The organism is Halorubrum sp. SD690R (assembly GCF_005435035.1).
Lineage (GTDB): Archaea > Halobacteriota > Halobacteria > Halobacteriales > Haloferacaceae > Halorubrum > Halorubrum ezzemoulense.
Genome location: NZ_SGTV01000120.1, coordinates 1 through 488, shown reverse-complemented (window position 1 = coordinate 488; position 488 = coordinate 1). Strand labels below are relative to the sequence as shown.

The 488-nt window shown below is 54.7% G+C and carries 1 protein-coding gene; it reads right to left on the bottom strand.

The window, feature by feature from the left end; genetic code table 11:
• Positions 1-98: 98 nt before the first annotated feature.
• Positions 99-488, bottom strand: a 390-nt coding sequence (locus tag EXE41_RS18680) for a heparinase II/III family protein (protein ID WP_199240913.1), incomplete at its 5' end; no start/stop codon positions are given.

The window sequence follows — 488 nt, the reverse complement described above, 5'->3', positions numbered from 1 at the left end:
ATGAGTTGCGGCTACAATCCCAAACGCCGGATTACTCATCAGCTGGAATGTCCAAACCGTCCTTATCCGAGGGGGTAGCGGTTTTAGCCCGCAGGCGATTATTCCTCACTTTCAATAGAGGAGTCATATCTATTCCCATCGCTGCCGCTTGGGGCAAGAAGATAACCCAGAGCTGTTGTTCCTGACTTCGGACCGACTCGTAACTCCGCGGTCTGTCGCTCCTGAGCGACGCCAAATTCGGGGAAGTATTCGGTTGTAGTAGTGCGAACGTCGTTTGTACCCAGTGGGTGAACGCTCAGCAAGGGCGGATCATCATCGGCCACTGACCGGTGAGATGCCCGTATTGTCCCAGACTCGTCGATTGTGACGGCAATATCCGGGTGGAAATGGAGACGAGAAATGCATGGCTCGGTCTCAGTGTCAGGCCCGCGGAGTGTATCGCGGACAAGCCACCAGTCGTCTGCCGCTACAATTTTCCTGGTGTGTTG